Annotated in this window: 6 protein-coding genes and 1 tRNA gene; all 7 read right to left on the bottom strand. The window is 49.6% G+C overall.

What is annotated here, in order from left to right:
- Positions 1–283: 283 nt before the first annotated feature.
- Complete coding sequence (locus RWJ43_RS04605) at positions 284–1,015, bottom strand: anti-sigma factor antagonist (RefSeq protein ID WP_314008346.1); 732 nt, start codon at positions 1,013–1,015, stop codon at positions 284–286.
- Between the two features lie 85 nt (positions 1,016–1,100).
- Positions 1,101–3,458, bottom strand: coding sequence for a GAF domain-containing SpoIIE family protein phosphatase (locus tag RWJ43_RS04600; RefSeq protein WP_314008343.1), 2,358 nt, complete (start codon positions 3,456–3,458; stop codon positions 1,101–1,103).
- Between the two features lie 88 nt (positions 3,459–3,546).
- Positions 3,547–3,636, bottom strand: a tRNA-Leu gene (locus RWJ43_RS04595).
- Between the two features lie 107 nt (positions 3,637–3,743).
- A complete protein-coding gene (locus tag RWJ43_RS04590) occupies positions 3,744–5,507 on the bottom strand; it encodes an ABC transporter family substrate-binding protein (RefSeq protein WP_314008340.1) in 1,764 nt (587 codons plus the stop codon).
- A 171-nt stretch (positions 5,508–5,678) separates the two neighbouring features.
- Complete coding sequence (locus RWJ43_RS04585; protein ID WP_314008337.1) at positions 5,679–7,712, bottom strand: ABC transporter ATP-binding protein; 2,034 nt, start codon at positions 7,710–7,712, stop codon at positions 5,679–5,681.
- The gene (locus RWJ43_RS04580; RefSeq protein ID WP_314008334.1) at positions 7,712–8,779 is read right to left on the bottom strand and encodes an ABC transporter permease; all 1,068 of its coding nucleotides are present in this window, start codon (positions 8,777–8,779) and stop codon (positions 7,712–7,714) included. Before RWJ43_RS04580 ends, RWJ43_RS04585 begins: the two co-directional genes overlap by 1 nt.
- A gap of 10 nt (positions 8,780–8,789) precedes the next feature.
- On the bottom strand, positions 8,790–9,060 hold a 271-nt coding region (locus RWJ43_RS04575; RefSeq protein ID WP_314008332.1), incomplete at its 5' end, for an ABC transporter permease subunit.

Here is a 9,060-nt window from a genome sequence, read left to right as displayed (position 1 = left end):
GGGTCACTACCTTATCTTTTGTTGTTGCACTAGCAATGAGAATTCAAGGGCAAAAGTTACAGATTCTTTGAAGAAATCAGGCACACCCAAGCTCACGTCAGGCTCGCGCGGCGCACCTGGCGAGAAACCCGGTCCACTCCCAGCGTTTTCGCACAAGAAACCCGATATCCACACGAAGTAGATACCGGGTTGAAATCGACTTGCAGCCTGTACGGACCCGCACGCCGCTGACCTGCGGGGTTGCCGCCGTTGGGCGCTCTACTGACCTGTACTCGCACGCAACCTAGCGCATCATCTTGACCAGGCGGACAACGGTGCCGTTGCCGGAAGGTTTCTCCTGGATAGACACGGCATCCATAAGCAGGCGCATTAGCTTGACGCCGCGACCACGCTCGGCAAACTGCCCGGTCTCGGGAGGCTCCTCCTCATCGGAAATGCTAAAGCCGCCACCACAATCCGAGACGTCAATGACCACCCTGTCTGGATACGCAGAAACCGTGGTCAGCACACCCTTCTCGCACGCGTGATCAATAGCGTTGCCAATAGCCTCGCCAACTGCGAGTTCAATATCAAATTTTTGGTCCGGAGTAAACGGAAGCGTCTTTAGCAGCGCAACTGCCCTCGAGCGAGCGTCGCACATTTTGTTGGGATCAACTCTAAACGTTGTCTGGAACGACGGATGCGTACCCGGCGCAAGCGGAGTTACGCGCGACTTAGCGGCACATGTGCTTATAGGCATGAAGTCGATAAGACCCATGCGCACCAGCGCCTTAAACGCCGTTGGTTGCACGTTGGTAAGGCTCATAAGGCCGCCGAGTGTCTTCATACGTCGAACGGCGCACACAATAAAGCCCATGCCGCACGAATCGATATACGAAACCTCCGACATGTTCAGCACAATTCTTCTGCAGCCACTATCAATGAGCTGCTCAATCTGGGCCTTCACGCGCGGGACTCCCCTCACGTCAAGGTCAGTATTGACTGAAACAACTGCTATGTTTGGCTGCGTATACATACGTTTCTTGTTCCCGCACAGCAACAAGAATTTCAGATATCTGCATTTTTTAGCGAGAAAATCGTCTCGTTGACGAGAAGACCGTCTAGTTGCTCTTCTCGCCAGATTCGGCACTGCCAAGCGCGCCAGAGTCGGCGCTGCCAAGCTCGTCAAAACGCAGGGCAACCATGGCAACGTCGTCATCAAGCCTTCGGCCGGTATAGCGATCAAGCGTGCTCAAGAACCTATTGAGCAGGCCGTCAAAGCCACGAGGAACCTCGTTCATAATCATGTCTCGCAGGCCGGTCTCGCCAAAGAACGCGCCTTCAGGGCTACGAGCTTCCGTGGTTCCGTCGGTGTAAAGCAGCAGGATGTCGCCCTCATGCAAGTGAACCATGCCGTTTTTGTACTCCATGTCGTGAAACGCGCCCACAACGCCCGACTGAACATCCAAAAGCTCAGCCTCGCCCGATTGAGCGGACACCAAAATCGCAGGTGGATGACCAGCGGAGCAGTAGGTCAGCGATGAAGTTGTAAGGTCAACAATGCCCACAAAGAGCGTTGCAAATGTTTCTACTCTCGAGAAGCCCAACAGGAACTCATTAAGCGTTGCCACCATGCGAGCGGGAGTTCTTCCCTCCCACGCGTATGCGGAAAGTGCCGTTTTAACTGCGGACGAGATAGATGCCGCCTCAATACCCTTGCCAGAAACGTCACCCATAATGATGCACGCACGACGGCCTGGCAGCTTAATCATGCTGTAAAAATCGCCACCAACAAACGCGTCGGCGGTTGCGGACGAATAAATTCCCTCGGCAGAAATTCCTTCTACCTTCTGTAGGTCATTTTTCATGCCCGACTGCAGTGCCTGCGAGATATGCTTATTTTGCTGGCTCTCTTCGGCACCAACGGCCAACGAATGAACCAGAAGCATCACGCGGTCCAAGAAATCAAGCTCAATGTCGCTTAAGGGCTCAGCGTTTTCTTCTCGCAAGAAAAGCCAGGTATGCTGCTCGCCAGCAAACTTACCCAAGAAAAGCACAGCTCCCTTGCAGGGCAAACCTTGTGCAGCAAGCGAACGACTCAGCTCAGATTCAAGCTCAACCTCTTTGACTGACGCCTCGCCCTCTCCTGTCTTGAGTCCCTCAACCGTCGATGGAAGCGCAATCTGGTTGCCGCCATCCTGCGCGCTGCCGGCCTCCGCTGCGGCCTGCGCGCTGTCTTGCGCGCCGTCCTGAGCGTCGCCAAACGCTTGCTCAGCGCCAAGCGCATGGAGTGTGACGTTACCCGTTACCTCACAGCAATCTACCGAGAAAACCTGTGCATAAAGATCGGTGCCCACCGACCTCATAACCTGCTGCAAACGCTCGCCAGAGATCTTCTCGCCCTCTGCAGCGCTATGGAGCAACCCCTGACGCACGCGAGCTAATGCCTCGCGAAGCGTGTCTCTACGCTGCGTTCTCATGGCCGACAACGCGCCTACAAGCTGCACCGAGAGGTAATTTGCAATGGAGTCCAGAAGTCTTGCGTCTTCAACCAAAAGAGCACGCTTACGCTCCCAGCCCACCTCAATCAGAGCAACAATGTGGCCACCAAACCACACAGGAACCACAAGAAAGCTGGTAAACGGAGGTAAATGACTTGCGTCAACAGTTATGACCTCGCGCGTGTCCTCGTTAACCAGATTGCGCTTTTTAACTCTTCCCTGCTTAAGCGCGCTAGAGTTCAAAGGCATGGTATGCAAGCGAAGTGCGTGCTCGGAATAAAACGTCAAACGCTCCAGAGAGCTGTTAAATGCAAAGTAGCGAGGAATTCTATCCAATGACGCACTTCTCAAAGACTCCGTTGCACCATGAAGGTGATACCCGTCTTGCTCAGCAAGATAGATAAGCGCACCATCAGCCTCGACAGTCTCTGAGAGCTCTTCTAACACGCGCTCGATAAGCTGACCCATATCTTCCGAGTCAAGCGTGTCCAAAACAATCTGAAGCGCTCCTGAGAGCCTCCTGTTGGCTCGGCGAAGGTCCAAGACCATTCGTTCATCATCGTGCATAGGGCTAGCCATGTCACGAAGCTTAGACGCCGTCAGAACAATAGCTTGTGTAGGCGCACCAACATAATCTGCGCGTACGCTCAAAACCTGCGACGTGCCATCTTGCGCAGGAGCGGCCACCATAGAAGTGGAGCCATCAATCGCAAACGGCAACGACTCTACAAAGAACGGCTTCTGCAAGTTTTCTTGGTTTGCCGGGGTAAACAAAAAGCGAACATCCAGGCCGGCAATGGTACCGTCTTCCTTAGCAAATAAGCTTTCTGCCTCCTCATTGGCGAGAAGAACTGTGCCCTCCATATTAAAAACGATAACTGCATCGCTGGTCAGGCGCAGCAACTGAGACAGAGTTGCAGCAACGGTTCCGTCGACAACTCCCTCAACACGGCGAACGCTCAGCTTGTTATCTGCCACAGTCAATACTTACCATCGAGTAAAAACAAATCGTATAGTCTAAGTATACGAAAAAGGCGGACCTCCGAAGAGATCCGCCGAAATTCCGTGGTGTCGGAGGCGGGACTTGAACCCGCACAACCGTTAGTAGGTCACTAGCACCTCAAGCTAGCGCGTCTGCCAATTCCGCCACTCCGACTTGCTTTGCAGCGAGGGATATACTAACACATCTTCAAGCAACTTTACTGAGAAAAATTAAAAACTTTTCTCAAAAGAACTTTGCGAGAAGATCGCCTTGTCCCTTGCTTACTTCTGCCAACCAACAATGGTTGCTGGTGTGCTCTGGAAGAGTGATGGACCAAAGTTGGCAAGACCCTTCTTAACAACGTAGCAGTCTGGACCAGTGTAGACAGGAAGATATGCGTAAGTCTGCATCATCTTCTTCTCTGCCTCATTCATGAGCTTCATGCGCTCATCAAAGTCCTTGGTAGAGACAACCTTTGCAAACATCTCATCGGTCTCTGCGGAGCCCTGCTGACCAAAGTTGGATCCAGACTCAGAACCATAGAGCTGGCCACCGTTGTTGTAAGAAGTTGAAGAGCCAACCCAACCAAAGAGGCAGACATCCCAAGAGCCAGAGGTAAGAACATCAGAGAACTCAGAAGATGGGTGAGAATCAAGGGTAAGGTTAATACCAGCATCCTTGCACATCTTCTGGATTGCAGCAGCACGGTTCTTAACAGTAGTACCGTCACCGAACAGAGTGTAGCTAAAGGTTACCTGCTGACCGTCCTTCTCATAGTAATCGCCGTTAAGCTTGTAGCCTGCATCCTCAAGAGTCTTCTTTGCAGCAGCCTTGCGCTCGTCAACAGACTTGAGGTTCTTGATATCGTCTGGGAGGTTGTTGTCATAGCCAGCTGCCCAGTAAGGCCAAAGCATAGAACCTGGTGCATCCTCTTTCCAGTTAACACCCTGGAAGACGATGGAAACGATAGTTGCAGGGTCAACGACCTGGCAGAATGCCTTACGAACTGCAACATCCTGAAGAGCACCGCGAGTAGAGTTAAGCTCGATAACAGCAATAGACATACCAAGACCACGGCGAATCTGAGCCTTATCACCAAGACCGGAGAAGTTAGAAAGAAGCTCAGCAGAACCTGCGACGGAAGTACCAGTAGTATCAGTCTCTTCGTTCTTGAATGCGTTAATGGAAGCCTGGGTATCCATCTGCTTGTAGACAAGGGTATCAAGCTTAGGAGCGTCACCCCACCACTTTGGATTTGGCTTGAAGGTTACAGCAGAGTCATCGAAAGAATCAACAATATAAGGACCAGAACCAAGCTCGTTGTGTGGCTCATTATTGTAACCATTGTTGAAGAAGTCTGGATCCTGAAGCTTTGGGTGCAGAGCATAGCTCAAGATGCTCTCGATTGGATAGACTGCCTCCTTCATGGTAATAACAGCGGTCTTAGCAGTATCACCCTGCTCAACAGACTCATACTTGTCATAACCATCAGTTGAAGAAACCGCAAACTTTTTATTCTGACCACACATAGTGATGAATGCGGTCTGAATTGCGGTCCAGTCAATAGCGGTACCATCGTTGAAGGTGGCCTGATCAGTGAAGGTCAGGGTAGCAACCTGTTTGCCGTCCTTCTCCTCTACCTTGAATTCCTTGATGTAATCCTTGTTTGGCTCAAACTTATCGCCATCAGCATTGTTAAGGAACAGGTCACGAGGGTTGATAAGACCGTGAAGGATGTTCATGTAAGAGGTATTACCAGCAAGTTGGTAGTAATTCCACTGTGGACCAATCTCGTTGATTGGCTGAGTCAGAGTACCGCCATCCTTAACCTCATCACGAGACTTAGGATTGTTGTACGTCTTGCCCTTCTCTGGAAGTGGAAGCTGATCCAGAGGAGTGTTTGCAGGAGAGCCGTCCTGTGGCTCAGCACCAGTGGTGGTAGAGCCGCCCTGATTATTTGATGGAGCACAACCGGCAAGGCCAAGGCCTGCGGCGGTGATACCAGTCAGAGCAAAGAACGAACGACGGGAAAAACTGTCAGCCATATGATCACCCATTTCGTTAAAGGCCTACAGATATTCACTTAACTATACGAAATTGCCTGAAAATACTCCATAGCAGAAACATTCCCGTAACAACCTCGTTCACTATTTGTAACAAAGAAAACCCGCACCTGGTTTTAAGTGCGGGTTTTCAAAAAATTTATTGAATCTTTGTTACTCGTTAGAAATGTGAGTAGCAGGAACCAGCTTACCGTCCTGATAAATCATGCGCTCACGAGTACGCTCAATCTTTGGATCAGGAATTGGAATAGCCGAGAGAAGCGCCTTGGTATAAGGGTCTTGTGGATTAGTAAAGACGTCTTCAGTCTCACCGTACTCAACAATCTTGCCAAGGTGCATAACAGCAACCGTGTCAGAAATATGACGAATAACAGCAAGATCATGAGCAACAAAGAGATAAGAAATCTTCAACTGAACCTGAAGATCCTCAAGAAGGTTAATAATACCTGCCTGAATGGAAACATCCAGAGATGCAATTGGCTCGTCCAAAAGAAGAATCTTTGGGCTTGTTGCAAGAGCACGAGCAATAGCAATACGCTGACGCTGACCACCAGAGAACTGAGATGGGAAGCGGTCAACATAGTCTGGGTTAATACCAACCAGACGCATAAGCTCACCAATACGAGTATTAATATCCTCTTTGTTCCAGCCCTGTGCCTGTAGTGGCTCTGCCAAAACGTCATAGACAGGCATACGAGGGTCTAGAGAACTCATTGGATCCTGGAAGATTACCTGAAGATCTTTACGAAGTTCTCTACGCTGTGCTGCGTTCTTAAGCTCAGCAACATCTTTGCCAAGGACCGTAATACGGCCATCCTCAGGCTTCAGCAGATCCATAATCTGCATCAGAGTTGTTGACTTACCAGAGCCAGACTCACCAACCAGTGCGAGGGTTTCTCCCTCATGGATTTCAAAGCTTGCACGGTCAACTGCAGTCATAGTGCCCTTGCTGCGCCTAATAAAGCCCTTTCCCTGGACAGGGAATGTCTTGGTAAGGTTCTCAACCTTAAGCACAACAGGACGCTCGTTACGAGGAACGTCAACCCACTTTGGAAGGATTGGCTCAAAGTCTGGATATACCTCTGCATAGGTGAGGTTCTTCTCGCAAATCTCCTGAAGGTGGTGACAAGACGCCAGGTGGCCCTCAGCAGCATTTGCAGGAAGCAGAATTGGCTCTTTCTTGGAGCACTCCTCGGTAGCCATAGGACAACGTGGGTTAAAAGGACAACCTGTTGGAATGGCTGCAAGTGATGGTGGATTGCCCTTAATAGGAACAAGCCTATGCTCTGCCTGAAGGTGAGGTTTTGGAACAGCACCCAGAAGACCCATGGTATAAGGGTGACGAGGCTCAGCAAAAAGTGTATCAACGCTTGCGCGCTCTACGCCACGGCCTGCATACATAACCATAATGTCATCAGCGGTACCTGCAACAACACCAAGGTCGTGAGTAATCAGAACAACTGCTGCGCCAGTCTCTTTCTGCGCAACCTTCAAGACGTCAAGAATCTGAGCCTGAATAGTTACGTCAAGAGCGGTGGTTGGCTCGTCTGCAATGATGATGTCAGGGTTATTTGCAATAGCAATTGCAATAACAACACGCTGACGCATACCACCAGAGAACTCATGTGGGAAAGAATCCAGACGATTTTCTGGATCAGTAATACCAACGATGGAGAGAAGCTCGATACAACGCTTACGGACATCTGCCTTGCTCATGTGAGGATTATGGGTAAGCAGAGCCTCTGCAAGCTGATCTCCAATAGAGAACATAGGAGTCAAAGCAGACAGTGGATCCTGGAAGATCATAGAGATCTTAGTACCACGAAGCTGTGACATCTCTTCGTCGGTCTTACCAATGAGCTCCTCGTCACCAAGTTTAATAGAGCCGGTAACGTGAGCATTGTCATCAAGAAGACCAATAAGAGACAGAGCGGTTACTGATTTACCAGAACCAGACTCACCTACGATACCAAGAGTACGGCCGCCCCAAAGGTCAAAGTTAACACCGCGAACTGCGTCTACACGACCAGCCTCGGTATTAAAGGAAACCTTAAGGTTACGAACAGAAAGAACTGGATCTCCTGTTGGAGCGCCCTTTGGACCGTTTGATTCAAGCAGCTCGTAGCGAAGGACGTCGTCCATCTCTACACTTCCCTGCTTTGTTGAAGTAGAAGTAGTGTCAGACATTATGCACGCTCCGTAGTTTCTTCAGAAACGATGCTTCCCTCAAGGTCACCAAGCTGAGCGTCATCCTTGGAAGAATCCTCTTCCTGATCTTTGACGCTACCAGCAGCGCGTGAATAAGGGTCAAAGGCATCGCGAAGGCCATCGCCGATGAGCTGCAGGCCAACACAAACAATGATCAGAAATGCCGATGGAATCAAAATCATCCATGGAGTAGTAAGCATTGCAGAAGAACCAGCACTCAGAAGATAACCAAGGGAAGTATCTGGTGCCTTAATACCAAGACCCAAGAAGCTGAATGCTGTCTCAGAGTTAATGCCACCAATAACGGCCAAGACCAAGTCAATAATAAGAATTGAACCAAGGTTTGGAATAAGGTGACGAACAATAATGGTGAATGGTGGAACACCCATGTATTTAGCAGCCTTGACGTAATCTCTCTCACGCAAAGACAGAGCCATGGTACGGATAGTACGTGCGCGACCAATCCAACCAAAAGCAGTCAGACCAAAGATAAGCATGAGCCATCCAGACTCACCGCCTGCTGCACGAACAATCATAGCAACCAGCAAGAAGCTAGGAATGACCATGAGCATATCAAGAAGCCACATACCAATCTTCTCTGGAATGCCACGGACATAGGCAATAGCAGTACCGATAATTGCAGAGATGATAGTGGTCAAGATTGCGTAGCTGATACCAATAGTCAAAGAACGACCAAGGCCGTGGACAACACAGGCATACAGATCAATACCAGCACCATCAGTACCAAACCAATGCTTTGCATTAGGAGCCATGTTAATTGCAGTAAAGTCAGCATCTGTGTAATTAAATGGAGTGGCATATGGTCCAAAAACTGCAATAAGAACCATAATTCCAAGAATAATCAAACCGATTACTGCAGAACGCTGGCGGAAGAAACGCCTTGCAATCAGGCCAGCATAGCTAATTCTTTTAACTTCTTTGTTATCAGACTTAGCATCTGCCTGAAGCTCACGCTCAGCGTTAGTAAGACCTGCATCAATGGAGACGTTTTTCTCGTCTTTATTCTGAAGCTCTTCTTTAGACATGTCCGCCTCCTTAGCTCATCTTAATTCGTGGATCAAGAGCAGCAGCAAAGAGGTCAGCCAGAAGAGCGCCAACAAGAGTCATTGCGCCAGAGAAAGCTGCAACTGCAACTGCACCGTGAATATTGTTGTTGTTAATACAGTTAATGAAGTACTCACCAAGACCGTGAATTGCAAAGACCTTCTCGGTCATAACAGCACCGGTAAAGATACCTGCAAGAGAGAAAGCAACTGAAACAGCAGTTGGAATCAAAGAAACACGAAGAGCGTGCTTACGAATTGCC

Origin of the sequence: Lancefieldella parvula, from assembly GCF_963530955.1 — a bacterium.
Taxonomy (GTDB): Bacteria; Actinomycetota; Coriobacteriia; order Coriobacteriales; family Atopobiaceae; genus Lancefieldella; species Lancefieldella parvula_A.
The sequence above is the reverse complement of the archived record's forward strand: the minus strand, read 5'-3'. Positions and strand labels throughout refer to the sequence as shown.

Excerpts from the sequence above, each read along its gene's own strand:
- RWJ43_RS04590 (WP_314008340.1), bottom strand. The coding sequence starts at position 5,507 with ATGGCTGACAGTTTTTCCCGTCGTTCGTTCTTTGCTCTGACTGGTATC.
- RWJ43_RS04585 (WP_314008337.1), bottom strand. The coding sequence starts at position 7,712 with ATGTCTGACACTACTTCTACTTCAACAAAGCAGGGAAGTGTAGAGATG.
- RWJ43_RS04605 (WP_314008346.1), bottom strand. The coding sequence starts at position 1,015 with ATGTATACGCAGCCAAACATAGCAGTTGTTTCAGTCAATACTGACCTT.
- RWJ43_RS04580 (WP_314008334.1), bottom strand. The coding sequence starts at position 8,779 with ATGTCTAAAGAAGAGCTTCAGAATAAAGACGAGAAAAACGTCTCCATT.